Source organism: Corynebacterium hindlerae, assembly GCF_014117265.1.
GTDB lineage: Bacteria > Actinomycetota > Actinomycetes > Mycobacteriales > Mycobacteriaceae > Corynebacterium > Corynebacterium hindlerae.
Genome location: NZ_CP059833.1, coordinates 749,120 through 769,910 on the forward strand (window position 1 = coordinate 749,120; position 20,791 = coordinate 769,910).

18 protein-coding genes and 1 pseudogene are annotated in these 20,791 nt (G+C 58.9%); 9 read left to right on the forward strand and 10 right to left on the reverse strand.

Going from position 1 to position 20,791, the window contains the following annotated elements:
* The first annotated feature begins 116 nt into the window (after positions 1–116).
* Positions 117–986, forward strand: coding sequence for a DUF1906 domain-containing protein (locus HW450_RS03675; RefSeq protein WP_182386661.1), 870 nt, complete (start codon positions 117–119; stop codon positions 984–986).
* Here the strand turns inward: HW450_RS03675 and HW450_RS03680 are convergent.
* The 6 genes from HW450_RS03680 to HW450_RS03705 form a co-directional block, all read right to left on the reverse strand.
* Positions 975–1,754, reverse strand: coding sequence for a hypothetical protein (locus HW450_RS03680; protein ID WP_232843317.1), 780 nt, complete (start codon positions 1,752–1,754; stop codon positions 975–977). The genes HW450_RS03675 and HW450_RS03680 overlap by 12 nt on opposite strands.
* 69 nt (positions 1,755–1,823) lie before the next feature.
* Positions 1,824–3,440, reverse strand: a complete 1,617-nt coding sequence (locus HW450_RS03685) for a solute symporter family protein (RefSeq protein ID WP_182386662.1) — start codon at positions 3,438–3,440, stop codon at positions 1,824–1,826.
* 10 nt (positions 3,441–3,450) lie between these two features.
* Entirely contained in the window at positions 3,451–3,795 is a 345-nt protein-coding gene (locus HW450_RS03690; RefSeq protein WP_182386663.1) for a DUF485 domain-containing protein, read from the reverse strand.
* 326 nt (positions 3,796–4,121) lie between these two features.
* Positions 4,122–6,428 carry an HAD-IC family P-type ATPase gene (locus HW450_RS03695; protein ID WP_182386664.1) on the reverse strand — a complete coding sequence of 769 codons (2,307 nt, stop codon included), beginning with the start codon at positions 6,426–6,428 and terminating at the stop codon, positions 4,122–4,124.
* 21 nt (positions 6,429–6,449) lie between these two features.
* Positions 6,450–7,205, reverse strand: coding sequence for an enoyl-CoA hydratase (locus HW450_RS03700; protein ID WP_182386665.1), 756 nt, complete (start codon positions 7,203–7,205; stop codon positions 6,450–6,452).
* Positions 7,206–8,078 (reverse strand): aldo/keto reductase, encoded by an 873-nt coding sequence (locus HW450_RS03705; RefSeq protein WP_182386666.1) that lies wholly within the window; start codon positions 8,076–8,078, stop codon positions 7,206–7,208.
* 100 nt (positions 8,079–8,178) lie between these two features.
* Between HW450_RS03705 and HW450_RS03710 the strand changes: the two genes are divergently transcribed.
* The 5 genes from HW450_RS03710 to HW450_RS03730 all read left to right on the forward strand — a co-directional run bounded on the left by HW450_RS03710 (position 8,179) and on the right by HW450_RS03730 (position 12,301).
* Positions 8,179–8,439, forward strand: coding sequence for a helix-turn-helix transcriptional regulator (locus tag HW450_RS03710; protein ID WP_182386667.1), 261 nt, complete (start codon positions 8,179–8,181; stop codon positions 8,437–8,439).
* Between the two features lie 2 nt (positions 8,440–8,441).
* A complete protein-coding gene (locus HW450_RS03715; protein ID WP_182386668.1) occupies positions 8,442–8,936 on the forward strand; it encodes a hypothetical protein in 495 nt (164 codons plus the stop codon).
* A 58-nt stretch (positions 8,937–8,994) separates the two neighbouring features.
* On the forward strand, positions 8,995–10,491 hold the full coding sequence (locus HW450_RS03720; protein WP_182386669.1) for a carboxyl transferase domain-containing protein: 1,497 nt from the start codon (positions 8,995–8,997) through the stop codon (positions 10,489–10,491).
* Between the two features lie 9 nt (positions 10,492–10,500).
* Positions 10,501–11,640: an NAD(P)-dependent malic enzyme gene (locus tag HW450_RS03725; RefSeq protein WP_182386670.1), complete on the forward strand. Its 1,140-nt coding sequence runs from the start codon at positions 10,501–10,503 to the stop codon at positions 11,638–11,640.
* 184 nt (positions 11,641–11,824) lie between these two features.
* Positions 11,825–12,301, forward strand: a complete 477-nt coding sequence (locus HW450_RS03730) for a hypothetical protein (RefSeq protein WP_182386671.1) — start codon at positions 11,825–11,827, stop codon at positions 12,299–12,301.
* Between the two features lie 375 nt (positions 12,302–12,676).
* Here the strand turns inward: HW450_RS03730 and fkpA are convergent, their stop codons facing one another.
* Together fkpA and HW450_RS03740 are read right to left on the reverse strand one after the other, a co-directional pair.
* Positions 12,677–13,036: an FKBP-type peptidyl-prolyl cis-trans isomerase FkpA gene (fkpA, locus tag HW450_RS03735; protein ID WP_182386672.1), complete on the reverse strand. Its 360-nt coding sequence runs from the start codon at positions 13,034–13,036 to the stop codon at positions 12,677–12,679.
* A 109-nt stretch (positions 13,037–13,145) separates the two neighbouring features.
* Entirely contained in the window at positions 13,146–14,444 is a 1,299-nt protein-coding gene (locus tag HW450_RS03740; RefSeq protein WP_182386673.1) for a citrate synthase, read from the reverse strand.
* 629 nt (positions 14,445–15,073) lie between these two features.
* Between HW450_RS03740 and serC the strand changes: the two genes are divergently transcribed.
* From serC to HW450_RS03755, 3 genes are all read left to right on the forward strand, one after another.
* On the forward strand, positions 15,074–16,204 hold the full coding sequence (gene serC, locus HW450_RS03745; protein WP_182386674.1) for a phosphoserine transaminase: 1,131 nt from the start codon (positions 15,074–15,076) through the stop codon (positions 16,202–16,204).
* Between the two features lie 92 nt (positions 16,205–16,296).
* Positions 16,297–17,160, forward strand: coding sequence for a septation protein SepH (gene sepH / locus HW450_RS03750; protein ID WP_182386675.1), 864 nt, complete (start codon positions 16,297–16,299; stop codon positions 17,158–17,160).
* 6 nt (positions 17,161–17,166) lie between these two features.
* The gene (locus HW450_RS03755) at positions 17,167–18,009 is read left to right on the forward strand and encodes a DUF6928 family protein (RefSeq protein ID WP_182386676.1); all 843 of its coding nucleotides are present in this window, start codon (positions 17,167–17,169) and stop codon (positions 18,007–18,009) included.
* Between the two features lie 272 nt (positions 18,010–18,281).
* Here the strand turns inward: HW450_RS03755 and HW450_RS03760 are convergent.
* Positions 18,282–19,107 (reverse strand): annotated as a pseudogene (locus tag HW450_RS03760) (TrmH family RNA methyltransferase).
* 109 nt (positions 19,108–19,216) lie between these two features.
* Positions 19,217–20,674, reverse strand: coding sequence for an NCS2 family permease (locus HW450_RS03765; RefSeq protein ID WP_182386677.1), 1,458 nt, complete (start codon positions 20,672–20,674; stop codon positions 19,217–19,219).
* Positions 20,675–20,791: the final 117 nt, after the last annotated feature.

Consider the following 20,791-nt stretch of genomic DNA (forward strand, 5'->3'; position numbering starts at 1 on the left):
TACGAGAGCCCCCTTTTTTATGCCCTCCATCTCCCTAGCGCTCCCCCACCATTGTTGATATTGTGACTGAAGTGTTAGAACTCAACTCGCGAGTTCACTAAAACCCCTGGAGTGTCATGTCTCAGCATTTGTCCCGTCGCGCTTTCCTGCAAGCAACTCTCAAGGCTTCCGCCCTTGCGGCGGCCGCCCCGATTGCGTTAGGGGGCGTCGTTAAGCTGCCTCAGGCGCATGCCCTGGGCGCACCGATCGGCACCGTGATTGACTACTCCGCTGGCGTGCCGAACGCGAAGGACGTGAAGGCGAAGGGGCACCTCGGCGCGGTGCGCTACGTGTCGGAGCGTCGCCCTGGCGCCGAGTGGATGAAGGGCAAGCCGGTTCGTAAAGAGGAAGCCACGGCGTATGCCGACGCCGGGCTGGAAGTCGCGTCTGTGTACCAGTTCGGTCGCGCCGAGACCGCCGATTGGCTCCAGGGCGCTGCCGGCGCCGCAACGCACGCCCCCAAGGCCATCTCCCTACACTCCGCCGCCGGCGGCCCCGCTGGTCGCCCGATCTATGTCGCCATCGACGACAACCCCACCCGCGCCCAGTACGACGGCCAAATCCGCCCCTACCTCACCGCCTTCAAAACCGCACTGGCCGCCGCGAACCTCAAGCTAGGCGTATACGGCAACTACAACGTCATTGAGTGGGCCTCCAAGGACGGGCTCGGCGAGTACTTCTGGATGCACGACTGGGGCTCCGAGGGGCGCATCCACCCACTCACCACCATCCACCAAAAGGCCGGCCTGAAAGACACGATCGATGGCATCGAGGTGGATATCAACAACGTCTACGCCCACGACTGGGGTCAGTGGAAGCCGGGCTACGGACCCGCAGCAGCCAACCCGCTCTCTTACCTGCTTCCCGCCGACATTCCACTGCCGAGCCAGCAGCAGCTTAACGACGCCGTCCAGCTCATCAACAAAGCCCAGGGATTATCGCATTAATTCCGGCTCCATATAGCGCTTCACCAGCGCCGTGAGGTCGCTCGCGGAACCATACACCGCGGCGGCCGCCACGAAATCCTCCCCGAACGTCACCGAGGAGTGGAGGTCGTACCAGTTGGACCATCCCCACTTTGTTCCTTGCGCCCCGGGGAGCTTTGCAGTGCCGTAGTCCTGCCCATAGCCATCTGCAGCGATAGCGGCGCTCGCCTTCATGGCCTCCAGCACCGGCGATGTGGGGTCTTGCTCTAACTTGGCCTGGACGAATTTCACCACGTCGTATGTCGAGGTCGTGCTCAACCCCCATGTTTCGCCCGCCCGTGTGGACCACAGCCCATACTTGCGGGCGGTGGCTGAGATCGCTTCCGGGTACTTTTCAATCAGCTCATAGGCCAAGGAGTCACTGGACCGCTCAATCATCTCGCGTGCTTTGTCACGGTCGTTGTCATCGCCGTGCTCGAAGACGTAGTCGGCTAGATACAGCTTCGCCAGGCTGAGCGCCGGGCGGGGAAAGCGTTCCGTGGCGCTTCCAACATGCTCGCCAGTGCGAAGCTTCACGAGCGTCATCTGCGAGCCACCGGGAAAGTCCCGAAAGTTATCCAGCTGCTCCACCGCGATGTAATCGGCTTGTGCCTCAGTCTTCGCCACTACCGTGGGCTCAGGAGGCTCAGGCTGCGACCAATCTTTCACCGCCAACGTTCCCCCGATGAGTCCCGCCACTGCGGACAATGACACTGTCCAGCGGAACACTTCAAACATACGACTAGCCACGAAAAATGATCTTAGCCCGCACCCAAGCGCGAAACTTAAGTGCGGGCTAGTTAACGTCGAGATCCGATCTTAGTGGTCGACCGGAGCCTCCACGCCAACACCGGTGAGGGAACGAACTTCCATCTCGGCCTGCAGGTCATCGAGGTTGTCTGGCTTACCCAGCAGGCTGCCGACAATACCACCGAGGAAGCCCATCGGGATGGAGACGATGCCTGGGTTCGCCAGTGGGAACCAAGCGAAGTTCGCATCTGGGAACATCGAGGTCGCGCTACCGGACACCGCTGGGGAGAAGATGATCAGGACCAGGGCGGACACCAGGCCGGCGTAGATACCGACCACAGCACCGGTGGTGTTGAACTTCTTCCAGTACAGGGAGTACAGGATGGTAGGCAGGTTAGCGGATGCTGCGATAGCGAACGCCAGCGCCACCAGGAAGGCCACGTTCTGGCTCATCGCCAGGATGCCGAGGATGATTGCAGCGACACCGATCACCACCACGGTGATGCGGGAGACGCGGACCTGCTCCTCTTCCGTGGACTGACCGTTACGGATGATGGAGTGGTAGACGTCGTGCGCAACGGAAGCAGAGGCGGTAATTGCCAGGCCAGCCACCACAGCAAGAACTGTAGCGAAGGCGATTGCGGAAATGATGGCCATGAAGAAGGAACCGCCGAGTTCCAGTGCCAGCAATGGAGCTGCTGCGTTCGCACCACCAGGAGCCTTCTTAATGACGTCCGGACCAACCAGGGCGGCTGCGCCGTATCCGAGGACCAGGGTCATCAGGTAGAAGGAACCGATGAGGATAATTGCCCAGGTCACAGACTTACGTGCTTCCTTAGCGGTAGGCACGGTGTAGAAACGCATCAGAACGTGTGGCAGACCCGCGGTACCGAGCACCAGGGCGAGGCCCAGGGAGACGAAGTCAAGCTTGGAAATCTCCGTCTTGCCGTACTTCATGCCCGGCTTGAGCAGCGCCTCATTGCCGTTGTGAGCCTGCACAGCCTTGGAGAACAGCTCAGACAGACCACCCTTGACTGCGAAGAACACGAGTGCGGTCATGATCACGACAGTACCGACCAGCAACACAGCCTTAATCATCTGGACGTAAGTGGTGCCCTTCATACCACCGATCAGCACGTAGGCAATCATGATGACGCCCACGACCGCCACGACGATGGCCTGCTCGGTCTTACCATGCAGGTCCAGCAGCACGGCCACCAGCGAGCCCGCGCCTGCCATCTGGGCAATCAGGTAGAACAGGGACACGAACAATGTGCCCATCGCCGCGGCCAGACGCACTGGCTTCTGACGCAAGCGGAAGGACAGCACGTCCGCCATGGTGAACTTACCCACGTTACGCAGTGGCTCTGCCACCAGCAGCAGCGCCACCAGCCACGCGACGAAGAATCCGATGGAGTAAAGGAATCCGTCGTAACCCGTCAGCGCGATCGCGCCGACGATACCGAGGAAGGACGCGGCCGAGAGGTAGTCCCCCGCGATAGCCAGACCATTCTGGGTACCGCTAAAGGACGCACCACCGGTGTAGAAGTCGGATGCCTCGGAGGTCTTCTTACCTGCGCGCATCACGATACCCATGGTGACCACGATAAAGATGATGAAGACGGAGATATTAAGGATTGGGTTGCCGGTATTACCTTCGGCGGCAAGGATCGCAGTGGTATTCATGGTCGCCTACCTACCCTTCCATTTCTTGGCGAATCGCGGCAGCGCGCGGCTCAATGTTCTTGTTGGCATACTTGATGTAAATCCAGGTGATCAAGAATGTGGTCACAAACTGGAGCAGACCCAAAATGATGCCGAGGTTAACCTCACCCACCACCTTGGTTGCCATTGCTTCCGGCATGTAGGTAGCTACCAATACGTAGCCGATAAACCACACGAAGAAGGCCACCGACATAGGGAAGGTAAAGTTGCGGAAAGTGGAGCGCAGTTCCTTAAACTGTTGGCTCGTCTGCATCGCGCGAAATTCCGCGGCCGTAGGCTCACGACGCGTGAGCGGGGCGTGTGTACCAGTGCTCATCGTGGAAGTCCTCTCGAATTCTCATTTTCAACTTAAAAGGGCTACGGGAGTGACCAGAGATTAACTGGCTTGGCAGTGTGCAACCAGTCACAAATTCCGCATGCATGAAAAGTTACCCAGCTCACATTGCAATTGTGAAGTTGATGACTAAAGAATTTGCCAATTAGCTAAGTGAGCACCCCCGACTTTGCCACCTAGCTGGACTAATGGCGATTTGCCAAGCACCCCCACATGGAAAACTGAAGCAAGTCTGCAAATGTTGTTAATGTTTAACTCATTGCGATCTAAGGCTTTGCAACCGACACAAAAGCCAACTTTGTGTTGCGCTAGCGACGCCGATTGTCCACCCACCGAGACAGCCATCGAGTCCCCTCGATCGCTGCCGCGCCCACGAGGCCCGTGAGGATGGCGTCGATAAGCAGTGGCACGTTAGCAGAGTCCAACAGCAACCACCGCTGAAGCACCGGCACCGAAAAAATCACCACATACCCCAAAACGCCCGCCCCGATGAGAAGCACCTTCCACCAGCGCCACGGCCGCGCGACCACGCCGAGCACCCACATCGCCATGATGAGCAGCACGGCTAGCGTCGCCGTCGCCACCTGACGATGCTCCACTCCCCCAAACTCCGCCGGATAGTGCGCGAACCAAAAACCCATGGTGAACAGCGCAATCAGCACACCAAACGGAATCGCCAGCCACAACACGCGCCGCACAAACCCTGGACGCGCACGCTCCGTATTCGGTGCAAGCGAGAGCACGAACGCCGGAATTCCGATCGTGAACCAGCCAATCATGGTCACGTGAATCGGCTGGAAGGGATACGTAAGTCCCGCCACACCCAGCACAAACGCAACCACCACAGAGTAGATTGTCTTGGTCAAAAACAGGTTAGCTACCCGCTCAATGTTCCCGATCACTCGGCGGCCCTCCGCAACGACGTGCGGGAGCGTCGCAAAGGTGTTGTCCAGCAGCACCACCTGCGCCACCGACCTACTTGCCGGAGCTCCCGCCCCCATTGCCACGCCAATATCGGCGGCCTTGAGCGCCAACACGTCATTGACGCCATCGCCGGTCATCGCCACCGTGTGGCCCTCCGCCTGCATCGCTACCACCATGGCGCGCTTTTGATCCGGCTTCACCCGACCAAAAATCCGTGCCTTCGCCACCTGCTCCCCCATGGTGTCCGAGGTGAGGTCGCGAGCGTCCATGGCTTCCCCTTCGATCCCCACCTGACGCGCCACAGCCGACACCGACACCGCGTTGTCACCCGAAATCACCTTCACCGTGACGTCTTCGTGAGCAAAGTACTCCAGAGTCTCCCGAGCGTCCGGGCGTAGTTTCTGCTGCAAAATCACCATGGCCTGCGGTGTCGGCCGATCCCTGAACTCAGCGACCTGCGCCACGAGCAGCACCCGCAGCCCCTGGTCTAGCTGGCCAGCCACCGCATGGAGCACCGCGTCCTCATCGCACAGCACCTCGGGCGCGCCCAACACCCATTTGCCGCGCTCCCCCAGGTCCACGCCGGACCATTTCCGGGCGGAATCAAAGGGCTCCACCCGCACCAGCTGCGGAGTTTCTCCGTCATCCAGGCCCGCAGCGATGGCCTGCATTGTGTCGTTCGGGTGCTTATCCGCCGCCACCATCGCGCGTAGTACGGGCTGCACATCCGTCTCCCCCAACGGCTGAATCTTCAGCAGCTCCATCCGATTTTCCGTCAGCGTGCCCGTCTTATCCACGCAGACGGTGTCCACGCGCGCCAAGGACTCAATCGCAGTTAGCTCGTTGACCAGCGCTTTCCGACGTCCCAGCCGGACCACACCCACGGCAAACGCAATCGACGTCATGAGGACCAGCCCCTCCGGGACCATGGGTACGAGCGCCGCAACCATCGCCAGGATCGCTTCCTTCACCGGTGCGCCCGTGCGCCACAGCTGAGTCCAGATTGTCAGCGCGCCCGTGGGAATCAGCAGCCATCCAATGATTTTCAGGATCTTGTCGATGCCCTTTTGCAGCTCCGAATCCGTAAGCCGAAACTCCCCCGCCTCTGCGACCAGCTTCGCAGCATAGGAATCTTCCCCGATCCGCGTCGCCTGAAACGTGCCATCACCAGCGACAACGAACGACCCGGAAAGAACCTCGTCGCCAGCCTTCTTCCGCACCGGGTCCGATTCTCCGCTGAGCATCGATTCGTCCACTTTCAGCTCGTTAGCCTGCTTAACGACGCCGTCCACCAAAATCTGCTCCCCCGAGCCGACCTCGATAAGGTCGTCGAGCACAATGTCGCTCTGTGAGATTTCTGTGGTGGTGCCGTCGCGAAGCACGCGCGGCTTGCTTTCCCCCAAAATGGTCAAGCGGTCGAGGGTGCGTTTCGCGCGGAGCTCTTGGATGATGCCGATGCTGGAGTTCGCGATGATCAACAGTCCGAATGCGCCGTTGATCCAACTTCCGGTGACCATCACGATGGCGAAGAGGATCGCCAGGATGGCATTGATGCGGGTGAACACATTAGAGCGCACAATCTCACTGACTGTGCGCCCCGTTTTGCGTACCACGTGATTGACTGCGCCTTGTTCGCGTCGCTGAGCTACTTCTGCGCTGGTCAAACCGTTTTCGGAGGTCACAAAACTCATGTGACCTAATTTTAGTGCAGGTTAGCGAGCCTTAAACTCAGGTGCTCGCTTTTCGCTGCGGGCCTGGCGCGCTTCTTTAGCATCTTCGCTGTTCCAGGCCGCTTCATAGTCCTGTTGTTGCATTGGCGACAGGTCAAAGCCGAAGCCTTCATCATTGAGGACGTTCTTCAGGTGCTTCATGGATAGTGGAGCGTTTCGAGACACCTCGTGTGCGTATTCGAGCGCAGCATCGGCGTCCCCCAACAGATGCACAAACCCAACATTGTGAGCTTCGTGCGCATCCATTTTCTGCGCCGCCAGCAACACCCCACGGGTGACTGAGCCACCCAGCAGCTGCACGCAACGACGAATAGTCCAGTTGTCCAGGGCAAACCCAAGTTTCGCCGGTGGCACCTGGAACCAGGCCTTTTCTCCCACCACCCGCAGGTCACAGGCGAGGCTAAGCTGCACGCCGGCGCCGACGGCCGGTCCCTGAATATCCGCGATGACCGGGACTGGGCAGTTCATGATGGAAGTGAGCATGTGCTGCAGGCTGGTGAGGAAGCCACCACCGTAGACGCCCCCGTCTTCCTTACCGAGGTCAGCCCCGGCGCAAAAGGCCCTGCCCTCACCCCGAATGAGTACGGCGCGGATCGGCGCTTCATTGTCCAGGGTGATTTCACCCACTAATTCTGCGATATCCATGCACAGTTCGGTGTTGAGTGCGTTCCGCTTTTCATCGCGATCAATCGTCAGGACCAAGACCTTCTCATCAATCGCGCTGTTCAGGTGTGACATCTAGTTGTTCTCCTCGAGTGGTTCTGGGAAGGTCATTGGGGCAGCGCCCAGGCGACCGTGTTCTTCGCTGCGATCAAGGTCGCTCAGCACCGCCATCTGGGCTGGGGATAACTCAAAGTCAAAGATCTCAAAGTTTTCCGCGATCCGCTCGTCATTACTGGAACGTGGCAGCACCATGTTTCCGAGCTGCAGGTTCCACCGCAGGATAACCTGCGCATTCGTCTTGCCGGTCTCCGTTGCAATGTCAGTAACTTCCGGAAGGTCGATGATCTTTCCCGACCCCAACGGGGACCACGCTGAGGTGACAATTTTGTGTTTCGAGTGATACTCACGCAGCTCCTGCTGGGAAAAGCCAGGGTGCAACTCAATTTGGTTGCATACCGGGACCACGCCGGTGCGCTCGATCAGATCATCGAGCACCTGTGGGTAAAAATTAGATACACCGATGGACTGGACAGTGCCCATCCCCTGGATCTTTGCCATGTTCTCGAAAGATTGGGCATACCGGTCTGCGGACGCCCAGGGCCAGTGGATGAGGTACAGGTCAAGATAGTCAAGGCCGAGGCGTTCCAGGGTCTGGTGGAAGCCAGTAGCAGTGTCCTCTCCCTGCTGGTTGTGCCACAGCTTGGAGGTAACAAAGATTTCATCGCGGGTGACGTCACCAGCAGCGATGGCGTCGCGGATCGCTTTCCCTACTGCTTCTTCGTTTTGGTAAATGGCTGCGGTGTCAATGTGTCGGTAGCCCACTTCGATGGCGCGACGTACGCAGCGTTCCGCATCTTCTGGTGAAAGTTGCCAGGTTCCAAATCCCACTTGCGGGAATTCTGTGCCGTCGCGGAAAACAATCATGGGGTTATAGGTGGTGTCTGTCATATCGCCAATGTAGCGCGCCCCACCGCTGTTGTGCAGGGGCTTTCTAAAAACTTCTCCCTCAACCTTGACATTTTGTTGGGTTTATACAACACTTTAAAGTATGAGCCCAGCAAAGAAACCTACAAAACCAATATTTAACCGGATCCGATTACTCAGAACCGAGCGTGGGCTCTCCCGGGCCCAACTTGCTGAGATCATCGGAGTCAACGTTCAAACGGTCGGCGCATTGGAACGAAGCGACCACTACCCCAGCCTCGACCTCGCAATGAACCTTTCAGAGGCATTCCAGCTCCCCATCGAAGCCATCTTCTCCCGCACGGAGTTCACCCCCATGTCCACGCAGATCTACCAGGAGAAATAGTCATGAAGCTCGAAACATACCGCAAGCAACAACAGCGCACCGCAGGCCAGCTTCCTGGCTGGCGCAGCCAAGCACGCCGCCGAATGCTGGTGAACGCCTACGTGCTCATCGCCGCCCTTACTACTCTGGGCGTCCTACTCATTCCGGCATCCAACCTCTATCTGCTCACCTTGACCGTCGGCCTCGGAGCTCTGGCTGTACTTTGGACGATGATCCGCATCACCATTGATTGCGAGGACCAAGCCCCACCGGAAGCACTCGATGAGTACCAATTCGAGCGCCTGGAAGGCTACCGTTCTTTCGCATTCCGCCTCTACGGTTTCTTTGGTGCAGCTCTTGCATTCTTCCTTATTGCCCTGGGGGCAGTTCTTCCTGACCTGGCAATAAGTCCGCGTTCCGTCTACCTCGTCGCTGGTTACCTGCTCCTGCTGACCACCTTGACTGTGGGCGGCTATCCAGCGCTCGCTCTCGCCTGGAACAAACCCGACGAGGATTAATACCCCCATTAGTAAGAAACCCACACGAACTACGTGTGGGTTTCGCTACGTTTAAGACATGACTCGCACAAGCGCACATGACTTAATCACCGAAGTTCTCGACCCAGGTTCCTACATCAGTTGGGACACCCCTCCTGAGTACGGCGACATTTCCGACGACTACCGCGCCACCCTCGAGCGGGCCCGGGAAAAAAGCGGCGTGGATGAGTCCGTCATTACTGGTGAGGGGACGATTGATGGCCGTCGCGTAGCGACGATCCTCAGCGAATTCAGCTTCCTCGGCGGCTCCATCGGTGCCGCCACTGCACGCCGCATTATCGACGGCATCCACCGCGCAACCGCGCAGCAGCTACCGCTTCTCATCTCCCCCAGCTCCGGTGGCACCCGCATGCAGGAAGGCACCCCCGCTTTTGCACTCATGGTGTCTATCACCACCGCCGTTTACCGCCATAAGGATCAGCACCTTCCTTTCTTGGTCTATCTGCGCAACCCCACGACCGGTGGCGTGATGGCCTCGTGGGGTTCGGCAGGTCACTTCACTTTCGCCGAACCAGATGCACTGTTGGGTTTCCTGGGGCCACGAGTGGTGGAGCTCACCACGGGGACCCCGATGCCGGAGGGTGTCCAGACGGGCGAGAACCTGGCCCGGTGTGGTGTTATCGACGGTGTAGTCTCTCCAAAGGACCTACGCGCCTCAGTTAAGAAGATCAATGAGGTTCTGCTATCCACCGTGCCTTCTCAGCAACCCGCACTTCCCGAGGTGCAACCTCACGAGCCGGAGAGCGTGTGGGATGCCATCCAGCGGACCCGGCGTACTGATCGTCCTGGGGTGCAGGATATCGTCGCGAAGCTGCGTGCGAAGCTCATTTACCTTTCTGGCAGCGGTGATGGCCGACGTTCCCCTGCTGTGACGGTGGCCCTGGCCCAATTGGATGGCCGCCCTGTGGTACTCATTGGGCAAGATCGCCACCAGCAGCCGCCGCTGGGTGAGCACCCACTGGGAACCGAGGCACTGCGCATGGCCCGTCGTGGCATTGCGCTCGCGCACCAGCTCCAGCTGCCATTGGTGTCAATCATCGACACCCCTGGCGCAGAACTGTCCCAGTACGCAGAAGAACATGGCATGGCCGGATCCATCGCGCGCACCCTGGGTGAACTGGTGGAATTGGATGTACCCACTGTCTCCATCATCCTTGGCCAGGGCTGTGGCGGCGGTGCGCTCGCGATGCTGCCATCGGATCGGGTGCTGGCCGCAAGCAACTCGTGGCTCTCCCCGCTTCCCCCAGAAGGGGCGTCCGCGATCATCTACCGTGACACAGAACACGCACCACAGATGATGGAAGAACAGGATGTTTCCGCATCCGCACTGCTCAAGGCGGGAATTGTGGACGCTATCATCCCTGAGATTGGCGATGCCGCGGACGAGCCGGAGGCCTTTATCGACCGCGTTTTGGCCACCGTCAGCCACACTTTATGGGAACTGGATCACAATCCGCAGCGAGTTGGCCGAGAGAAGCGTTTCCGACACTACGAAAAGTTAGCGACGCTACAGTAGCATTAAGAAATGATCAGCGACCAGGATATCTTTGACACGCACCGCGGGGGCAAGCTGACGATCTCTTCCACTCGCCCCCTCGAAACCACCCGCGATCTTTCGATCGCCTACACCCCAGGCGTAGCCCGGGTCTGCGAGGCGATCCACGACGATCCCGCGCTGGCACGCGAGTACACCTGGGCGGGAAAAAACGTCGCGGTCATTTCTGACGGCACCGCCGTCCTCGGCCTCGGCGACATCGGCCCTGCAGCCGCGCTCCCCGTCATGGAAGGCAAAGCGCAGCTATTCGGTCGTTTCGCCGGGCTCAACGCCATCCCGATTGTCCTGGACACCACCGACACCGACGAACTCTTCGATACGATCGTGCGCCTGGCCCCCTCTTTCGGCGCCATCAACCTCGAGGACATTTCTGCGCCCCGCTGCTTCGAACTGGAACGGCGCCTGATCAAAGCCCTCGAGATCCCCATCATGCACGATGACCAGCACGGCACCGCGATCGTCATCACCGCAGCGCTGCGCAACGCCTGCGAGCTGCTCGACCGCGCATTGAGCGACCTCAAGGTAGTCATCACCGGTGCGGGAGCGGCAGGCGTAGCGACGGCCAAAATGCTCATCGCCGCCGGCGTCCGCCATATCGTGATGGTGGATTCCCGGGGCATTATCCACCAGGATCGTTCGCCCCTGAACACGGTCAAGCAGGAACTAGCTGCCATCACCAACCCAGAGGGAATCACCGGCGGACTGGAGGCCGCTATGCTGGGCGCCGATGTGTTCATCGGCCTCTCCCGTGGCCACGTCAATGAAGAGCAGCTGCAGCTCATGGCCCCTGACCCGATCCTATTCTCGCTAGCGAACCCGACCCCGGAGATCGCGCCAGAACTCGCAGCCCGCTACGGCGCCGTCGTCGCCACTGGTCGCTCTGATCTGCCTAATCAGATCAACAACGTGCTCGCCTTCCCCGGCATTTTTAAGGGCGCGCTGGAAGCGGGGGCCACGGAGATTTCCCAGACCATGAAGCTCGCCGCCTCCCGCGCTATCGCGGAAATCGCTAAGGAAAACCTCGACGCGACACACGTGGTGCCGTCCCCGCTCGACCCGCGGGTGGCGCCGGCCGTGGCTAAGGCCGTGAAAGCAGCTGCGTTAGCGTAGGAATATAACAACAAGTGGCAGGCATTAGTGCATCATTCCCAAAAGTAACAGTTCGATAAAGATGCTATCGATAATCATTGCAGTTAGCTAGATTTAAATCGAAGCGTTCCCACCGGAATCGCTTCCACCACAGCCCATAGAAGGAGCATCGATTGAGTCCGTTAAAAAAATCTTAGTAGCATCTGTGGCATTTCCATTGCTACTCAGTCCAAAGACCACACTCGCACAGACTACGGTTGAGACTAACACCGGTTCCCTACATTCCGATAACCATGCGAGCACCTCACCTGCAGTAGAAGAAGTTTTAAAAACCTTGGAGCAGCTCGAACCATACGTATTCACGAAATCCAAAGAATTGGACTTCGAATCAGCCAAAAGCAATCCACTGGTCGACAACAACATTCTGAGTGAGTATTCAGCAGCACTTGCCTCGCAAGGTTGGGCCGTAAAAGCATCAGAATCCGACCTCATAGCCATTCAGTCGCAAGCATCTGAAGTTCTACCCACAATGACAGCTCTGCGTAATAGCTGCGAAGGGCGCAATGGCTTCGAAGCAGTTCCCCCTGCAATTCTTTTGGACAGCTGCGCTGCAACAGCAGTTCAAAATGCATACAGCTCTGGAGCTGGCGTTGCGGCCATAGCAGCGCTACTCACTGCCTAAACTGGCGTAGGTCCTTTGCTCGCTGGAGCTATTGCAGGCGCTTTGGCCACCCAATCGGGAATCGTTGGTCTCTGCAATTCATGGGGACACGGCGTTAAACTTTTCCCAGGCGGTGCCTGCTGGTCTCAGTAACTGGAGGGAAAGTGTCAAAACTAGAATTAACTCTCGCAGCTGTCACTTGTATCGGCATCTTGCTTAGCTTGGCCGATTTGTTCGGCTTACCCCTATCCCCAATAGTTCGGGCTCTTGGCGGTCCGCTAACTACTGGTGGCGGAATGTGTCTCGTCATGTGCGTACTCTACCGACGCCGAAACAAGGACAGACGAAAAAGGCGCGCTCCTGCAATAGGTAGTGCGCCTTACTGCGTCGAAAAGCTTAGTGCGTGCCGACCAGGTCGATCACGAACACCAGGGTGCGGCCGGACAGTGGGTGTCCGCCACCTGCTGGGCCGTAGGCTGCCTCTGGTGGGATGGTCAGCTGGCGGCGGCCGCCAACCTTCATGCCTGGGATGCCTTCCTGCCAACCGGCAATAAGGCCGGCGAGTGGGAATTCAATGGTCTGGCCACGGTCCCAGGAAGAGTCGAACTGCTCGCCGGTTTCAAAGTCCACGCCAACGTAGTGAACTTCCACCATGCCACCGGCTTGTGCTTCTGGGCCGTCGCCGACGATGAGGTCTTCAATGACCAGGTCCTCTGGCGCTGGGCCGGTCTGTGGGGCGATTACTGGCTTTTCCATGATGTCTTGATTCTCCTTTTAGTGAAGGGGATAAAACGCGTTAAGCCAAACGCTTCTCCACGATCTTACGTAACTGGGAGGCGTTTGGCTTTATGCTGCGGCGTGTGTCTTAGCCGCGCTGGTCGCGTGGCACGAACTCGCGGAGGGTCTCGCCGGTGTAGATCTGACGTGGACGGTAGATCTTGCCACCTGGCTGGGAAACCTGCTCGATGTACTGTGCGATCCAGCCTGGGAGACGACCCATGGCGAAGAGCACAGTGAAGAAGTCGGTTGGGAAGCCCATGGCACGGTAGATCAGGCCGGTGTAGAAGTCAACGTTCGGGTAGAGCTTACGGGAGATGAAGTAGTCATCTGCCAGCGCGATCTGCTCCAGGTTCATGGCAAGCTCAAGCAGCTCGTCCTTGCCTTCCTTCTCCAGCAGCTCGTGAGCGGTCTTCTTGATGATCGCAGCACGTGGGTCGTAGTTGCGGTAGACGCGGTGGCCGAAGCCCATGAGCTTGACGCCCTTTTCCTTGTTCTTCACGCGGGTCATGAAGTCGGTTGCGTCGCCGCCGTTGGCCTTGATCTCGTCCAGCATTTCCAGAACAGCCTGGTTTGCGCCACCGTGCAGTGGGCCGGACAGTGCATTGATGCCGGCTGCAACGGAGACGAACATGTTTGCCTGTGCGGAGGCAACCATGCGGACGGTGGAGGTGGAGCAGTTCTGCTCGTGGTCAGCGTGCAGAATGAGCAGCTGGTCCAGGGCCTTAACGTGCAGTGGGTCTACCTCGTATGGCTCGGTTGGGAAGCCGAACATCATGCGGAGGAAGTTCTCGCGAGCGTTGAGGGAGTTGTCTGGGTACATGTATGGCTCACCGTGACGTGCGCGGTGTGCGTATGCAGCCAGCATCGGCACCTTTGCCATGAGGCGGATGGTTGCCTTGTGGAGGTGATCCTCGTTAAGTGGGTCGAGGGTGTCCTGGTAGTAGGTGGACAGAATGTTCAGGGAAGATGCGAGCACGGCCATTGGGTGCGCGTCGCGTGGGAACACGCTGAACTGTGCCTTGAAGTCTTCATCGAGAAGGGTGTGGTGACGGACTTCGTCGTTAAACTTGGACAGCTGCTCCTGGGTTGGCAGCTCGCCGTGGATCAGCAGGTAGGAAACCTCGTTGAAGGTGGCCTTCGCTGCCAGGTCTTCAATGGCGTAGCCACGGTAGCGGAGGATGCCCTGTTCGCCGTCGATGTAAGTAATCTTGGACTCGGTGGAGCCGGTGCTCACGTAGCCTGGGTCGAAGGTGACCAGGCCGGTCTCAGCAAGCATCTTGCCGAGGACGATGCCGTCGTTACCCTCGGAAGCGCGAGCAATGTCCATTTCGAACTCGCCACCTGGGTAGTGGAGTACAGCCTTCTCTTTGTTGTCAGAAGCCACAGTTTCCCTTTCGATTTATCACAGTCCAGGAACCCTGGTGGGATCTCCTGCTGTAAGCGGGTAGTGCTATTAAATTTTTGCCGCATGTGTTAGGCGTTCTAAGTTCACCATATGTGCTGGAAAACTTTTGCTTACCAGCACTGGATCACTGTGCGTTTGAGCCACATCATATTGCACCTTAGGCAGACCTACACAATATGCACCATTGTTCCACAATTAGAACGTTAGGATATTGCAAGGTCACCTCAAATGTAGCGCGGGCGCAATCCTAGAACCTACTGCGGCAAGAAATTTAGCAAGAAAATCCACCGCGTTAGGCTCACGGGACTATGGCAACCAACCATAACCCCGTGGGACAACACACATAATAGCAAAAACTGTGACGCCTCCAACAAAATTTTTAGTTTCCGCTCCAGCCACCCCCTCGCATGATTTGCAAGCCAGGTCGAAGCATTAACAAACTTTGCACATTAAAAAAAACTTAGCTAGACAAAACCGCGTAGTTGCAACGATTGTTACAACTCGGCTGACGTCACCCCCATCTTTGCATACTTTCAATCCTTTGTATTTATTACAGGTAGAATGTTGACATTCTTTAACCGCGCCGAAGAAGAAAAGAAGGTTGGCCCATGACCGATCAATTCCCTACCCTGCCCGCAGAACTTCTCCCAGCTGATGGCCGTTTCGGCTGTGGCCCTTCCAAGGTCCGCTCTGAGCAGATCGACGCCATTGTCCAGGGCGCTTCCGGAATCATCGGCACCTCCCACCGCCAGGCAGCCGTTAAGGACGTTGTCGGTTCCCTGCGTGAGGGACTGAGCGAGCTCTTCTCTCTGCCGGAGGGCTACGAGATCATCTTGTCCCTCGGTGGCGCTACCGCGTTTTGGGATGCTGCAACCTTTGGCCTGATCGAAAAGAAGTCCGGCCACCTGTCCTTCGGCGAGTTCTCCTCCAAGTTCGCCAAGGCTTCCAAGCAGGCCCCGTGGCTCGAAGCTCCGGTCGTCGTTGAGGCTGAGCCGGGCGACGCTCCTGCACCACAGGCAATCGACGGCGTTGACCTCATCGGCTGGGCACACAATGAGACCTCCACCGGCGCGATGGTTCCTGTCGAGCGTCCAGCTGGCACCGACGCCCTCATCGCTATCGATGCCACCTCCGGCGCAGGTGGCCTCCCAGTGGACATGCGGAACACTGACGTCTACTACTTCTCGCCACAGAAGTGCTTCGCCTCCGACGGTGGCTTGTGGTTCGCGGCGATGAGCCCGAAGGCCATTGAGCGCATCGAGAAGATCAATGCTTCTGACCGCTTCATCCCAGCGTTCCTGAACCTGCAGACTGCGGTGGACAATTCACGTAAGAACCAGACGTACAACACCCCGGCCGTCGGCACGCTGCTGATGATGGATAGCCAGGTAAAGTGGATGAACGCCAATGGTGGCCTGGACGGCATGGTGCAGCGCACCACTGCTTCTTCGGACATCCTGTACAAGTGGGCTGAGGCCCGCGAGGGCGCTACCCCGTTCGTCACGGACCCTGCGAAGCGTTCCCTGGTCGTGGGCACGATTGACTTCGATGACGCTATCGACGCCGCGAAAATCGCTAAGGTGCTGCGCGCTAACGGCATCGTGGACATCGAGCCGTACCGCAAGCTCGGTCGCAACCAGCTGCGCATCGGCATGTTCCCGGCGATTGACTCCCAGGATGTGGAGAAGCTGACGAAGGCCATCGATTGGGCTATCGACGGCGGCCACGCTAACGCATAACACGCCCTAGCAAAAGCGCAGTAACTCCCACGTTATTGCGCTTTTTTCGTCTACAGTGGTGTCTGACACGTCCACGTTAGAAGGAGTTTCCCGTGCGCGAGCTGAAATTTGTAGCCGAAGAATCCACAGCGTCGTCGCTGGTTTTCCGCGCAGACGACGAGGACTTCTTCGTTGAGGTCACCGACGAGTTGCGCCAGCTTATCGACGCCTCCCCCACCGAAACACCCGCCCCAGCGGACACCACGGAACCCGAGCCCGAGCAGACCCCTGAGCCGGAGCCTGTGGCGGAAAAACCGGCACCCCGCGAGGTCGATCCGCGCCTCTCCGCGCCACTAAAAATGCGGCCACGCGAGATTCAGGATCGGGTTCGCGCTGGCGCTACGATCGCGCAGCTCGCGGAGGAAAACGAAGTAGCGGAGGCCCGTATTGAGCCGTTTGCACACCCAGTGCTGATCGAGCGCGCTCGGGTAGCGGATATGGCGAAGCGTTCCCACCCGGTACGGGAAGACGGCCCGGCTAAGCTCACGCTGTGGGAAGTGCTAGCTACCGCCTTCGCTGCCCGTGGCAACGACCTGTCGACCTCAACCTGGGATGCATACAAGGATCCTTCCGGCCAATGGGTGGTGCGGGTGTCCTGGCAGACAGGAATGTCCGATAACACCGCGGAATGGTCCTATCACAGCCACGGCATGAGCAACGCTACTGCGGTTGCCCGGAACGCCATCGCCGCGGAGCTCACTGATCCAGACTTTGGTCAGCCCGCTGTGCGTAACCTGTCGCCGGTGGAACGCGATGAACAACCGGCCGAGGAACCGGTGGAGACTACCGAGGAAGAATTCCTCCAGCATCCGGAGAGCGCTCCACAACCACAGAAGCGTCGTCGTAAAGCGGTGACGCCCCACTGGGAGGATGTCCTCCTTGGTGTGCGCACTAACACGAAGCGACCACGAGGGTAGGCCGCCATGCAGCCGCATGACGCCGTCGTGACATTGTGGTTTGTCAATGTTAGCGATCCCGCAGCGGTTCTTAACGCAGGTCCGAAGGCTGACCGCGGGTTTGGGCGGAAATACCTGGCCTTGATGAATCCCTCCTGGCCTATCTCCGTGTTCGGCGAGTTCCCACTGAATCGTTCGGTCAGCGCGTCGAAGGGCGAGTTTTATATCGCGGGTTACCCTGGTGTGACGGTGGTGCAGACGTTCCTCGAGGAGATGACTGTGCTGTCAGAGCTGCCCACGAAGCTGCTGAACTCCATCGAAGCCCGCGACGTGTACGCCTTCGCAGAAAACGGCGACACCGGTTTCGGTGGGATTGCGCACTGGCAGGGTGGCGAACTGCGACGCAGCTTCTGTGCGCGCCGCGACCGGGTCTATGAGGACGTCGGCCTGCCGGAGCCCTTCGAAGCGCCGCTGTGGGCCGGGCAAGCTACTGGCATCAACCTGCCGTTTGAGCCGATTGACCTGGTCCGCGAGGCAGACACGCACTGGCTCGGCATCGACATTTCCGCCGACGGCCCTGACCTCTCGGTGGTCGGATACGCCGTCGACGGCCGCAAAGAGCCGCGCTTATCGACGCCCCGTCCCCCACGTTCAGTCAGCGACATGGTAGAATCCGCCTCCACCAAGCTCGGTCTGAACCCAGCCACCCGCGCCTACGACGACTACGAAGAGGCCCCCGACGATGCCCGCCTCGACCGTGCCGGTCAAGCCTGGGCTGACGCGAAGGCCCTGGCAAAGTCTGCGAGACGATCCCTGCGAGCATTCGGTGAAACAGTGAAAGACAAACTGCGCCACACCGATCGGGGTTAGAAGGGAGCGCTGTGCCTCGCAAATCACTTAGTTTAGGTTTTATCCCCATACTGCTCTTCTTAACGCTAACCATATGTGCGACAGCAACGAACACCTTTCGCACGGAGAGCCTGCTCCTCGTTCCAATTGTTGTAATTCAGACACAGTGGAAAGAAGTCGGATTTTTCAGTCAGCTGCTGTTTGCGGTCTTTGTGGTGGCCGACGTGGCAGTGCTGTCAACGTGGCCACACCACTGGGATCAGTTCGCCCCCTATTTCCTCGTCCAAATCGGGCTAATCCTGGCGCTGTCGCTCGTAGAACGCTATCGCCGCGGCAGTCGCCAGGTTCAGTGAGTCGGTGCCGGGAGCCATCGGGATCTTCGCGCGGGCATGCGTGACACGCATTGCCCGTTCTGTCAGGCCGGGCCCCTCCGCGCCCACCAGCAGCGCAACCTTCTCGTGATCCCCCGCCAACGCGTCTTTCAGCAGGGTGTCCGTGTTGGGGGTCAAGGACACCAGGTGGAAACCTGCTAATTGTTGTAGTTCGTGGTGCCAGGTCCGCGGAGTACCACCAAAATGTGCGAATGGAGTGCGCAGCACGTGCCCCATGGATACTCTCACTGATCTGCGGTAGAGCGGGTCAGCGCAGGCCGCCCCGAATAAGATCGCGTCCACCCCCCATACCGGCGGCGTTGCGGAACATCGACCCGATATTTTCGTGATCCCCCACACCTTCGAGGATCGCGATGGTTGTTGCTCCGGCGATCGCTTCCGCGATGCTGAGGGCTGGGGCACGATCGGCTGCTGCGAGCAGGCCCCGGTGCATGTCGTAGCCCGCGACCTCAGCGAGCACGTCCCTAGTCACGCAGTAGATCGGAATGTCCCGGGTCAACTCCGCCACACCTTCCTCAGCAAGGAAGGAATCCAGCTTGTGTTCAAAGCCCACCAGCGCGCGGACCGGGAACCGCGACTCAAGGCAGCGTCGCACCACCAATGGCCCCTCAGTGATCACGAGCCCCTTGCCGCCGGGCAGGTCGGGGCGGTTGTCGGAGTGCTTGAGGTCGCGGAAATCGTCCAGGCGTGGATCCGCTGGGTCATCGATGTGAATGTAGGTAGCCATAGCAGTGTCATTTTAGCGCCCCGGAACTGCGTCGATAAGCCAGCGCCCTATGCGAAAACCCGGCCGCGCCTTAAGGCAGCGCCGGCCGGGTCACCAGAAACAGCAGTGATTACGCCAGGGCGTTCATCACTGGGTCGATAGCGAAGAACACCATGAACAGGATGGCGATCAGCCAGAGCAGCCAGTGCACCTGCTTGCCCTTGCCGGAGGCCAAAGCCATGAAGACGTAGGCGATGAAACCGACGCCGATGCCGTTAGCGATGGAGTAGGTGAACGGCATGACCACGATGGTCAGGAACGCCGGGAGCGCGATGGTGAAATCGGTGAAGTCGATTTCTTTGATTTGCCCCATCATCAGGGCACCGACGATCACCAGTACCGGGGCCGCGGCTTCGATGGGAACCACAGAGTACAGCGGGGTGAGGAACATGGCCAGCAGGAACAGCACACCGGTGATCACGTTGGCCAGGCCAGTGCGGGCGCCGTCAGCGATACCGGCTGCAGAGTCAACGTAAACCGTGTTGGAGGACGCAGACATGCCACCACCAACGATCGCGCCAGCGCCCTCCACGATCAAGGCCTGCTTCATGTCTGGCAGGTTACCGTGTTCATCAGTGAGTCCCGCCTGCTTACCAAGGGCCGTCATGGTGCCCATGGCGTCGAAGAAGTTGGCCAGCACCAAGGTGAAGATCAACAGGCAGGCGGAAAGCACGCCGACGCGGGTGAAGGCGCCAACCAGGTCAACAGCACCGATGATGGACAGGTCTGGCAACCCGCCGAGGGAATGCGGAATTTCTGGGACAGCCAAAGACCAGCCGGTTGGGACTGGCTTGCCATCGACGAAGGACGGCCCCGCACCGAAAATGCCTTCCACCACCATGGCGATCACCGTGGTAATCACGATGCCCAGGAACAGTCCGCCACGCACGTGCCGGGCCACCATGATGCCACAGATGATGAGACCTGCGACGAAAACGAAGGTCGGCCAGGAAGCGATGGAGCCGTTAATACCAAGGCCCACTGGCACGGTGGTGCCTGCTGCGTCCGGGATGCGACGCACAAAACCGGAGTCCACCAGGCCGATCATGGCGATGAACAGGCCGATACCCACACCCATCGCAGCCTTTAGCGCGTCAGGGATCGCGTTGAATACAGCTACGCGGAAGCCAGAGACGGCCAACAGGACGATGATGATGCCGTCGATGACCACCAGGCCCATGGCTTCGGGCCAGGTCAAACCTTCGCCCGCGACCATGGTCACAGCCACGAGGGTGTTAATGCCCAGGCCGGTGGCGATACCGAACGGGTAGCGTGCGACTAGGCCGAAGAGGATGGTCATGACGCCAGCGGCCAGCGCGGTCGCAGCCGCGACCTGTGGGACGCCCAGCGCGTGGCCAGTGTGGTCTTCGATGGTGCCGATAATCAGCGGGTTAAGAATGATAATGTAGGCCATCGCGAAGAAAGTCACGACGCCAGCGCGAACCTCGTTCCCTACTGTGGAACCGCGTTCACTGATAGAAAAATATTTATCCAACGCACTGCGTTGCGATACTGCGGGTGCAGTCATATGTTCTCCCAAAAACTAAAATGCACCTTGTCATGGTGATTGGTGCCCGTTACACTTTTGCACCTCACGCAGGGCTTTCGCAACATGGGCTGTACAATAAACCAAACCAAAAATGCA

Excerpts from the sequence above, each read along its gene's own strand:
- HW450_RS03675 (WP_182386661.1), top strand. The coding sequence starts at position 117 with ATGTCTCAGCATTTGTCCCGTCGCGCTTTCCTGCAAGCAACTCTCAAG.
- HW450_RS03685 (WP_182386662.1), bottom strand. The coding sequence starts at position 3,440 with ATGAATACCACTGCGATCCTTGCCGCCGAAGGTAATACCGGCAACCCA.
- HW450_RS03690 (WP_182386663.1), bottom strand. The coding sequence starts at position 3,795 with ATGAGCACTGGTACACACGCCCCGCTCACGCGTCGTGAGCCTACGGCC.
- HW450_RS03695 (WP_182386664.1), bottom strand. The coding sequence starts at position 6,428 with ATGAGTTTTGTGACCTCCGAAAACGGTTTGACCAGCGCAGAAGTAGCT.
- HW450_RS03700 (WP_182386665.1), bottom strand. The coding sequence starts at position 7,205 with ATGTCACACCTGAACAGCGCGATTGATGAGAAGGTCTTGGTCCTGACG.
- HW450_RS03705 (WP_182386666.1), bottom strand. The coding sequence starts at position 8,078 with ATGACAGACACCACCTATAACCCCATGATTGTTTTCCGCGACGGCACA.
- HW450_RS03710 (WP_182386667.1), top strand. The coding sequence starts at position 8,179 with ATGAGCCCAGCAAAGAAACCTACAAAACCAATATTTAACCGGATCCGA.
- HW450_RS03715 (WP_182386668.1), top strand. The coding sequence starts at position 8,442 with ATGAAGCTCGAAACATACCGCAAGCAACAACAGCGCACCGCAGGCCAG.
- HW450_RS03720 (WP_182386669.1), top strand. The coding sequence starts at position 8,995 with ATGACTCGCACAAGCGCACATGACTTAATCACCGAAGTTCTCGACCCA.
- HW450_RS03725 (WP_182386670.1), top strand. The coding sequence starts at position 10,501 with ATGATCAGCGACCAGGATATCTTTGACACGCACCGCGGGGGCAAGCTG.
- fkpA (WP_182386672.1), bottom strand. The coding sequence starts at position 13,036 with ATGGAAAAGCCAGTAATCGCCCCACAGACCGGCCCAGCGCCAGAGGAC.
- serC (WP_182386674.1), top strand. The coding sequence starts at position 15,074 with ATGACCGATCAATTCCCTACCCTGCCCGCAGAACTTCTCCCAGCTGAT.
- HW450_RS03755 (WP_182386676.1), top strand. The coding sequence starts at position 17,167 with ATGCAGCCGCATGACGCCGTCGTGACATTGTGGTTTGTCAATGTTAGC.
- HW450_RS03765 (WP_182386677.1), bottom strand. The coding sequence starts at position 20,674 with ATGACTGCACCCGCAGTATCGCAACGCAGTGCGTTGGATAAATATTTT.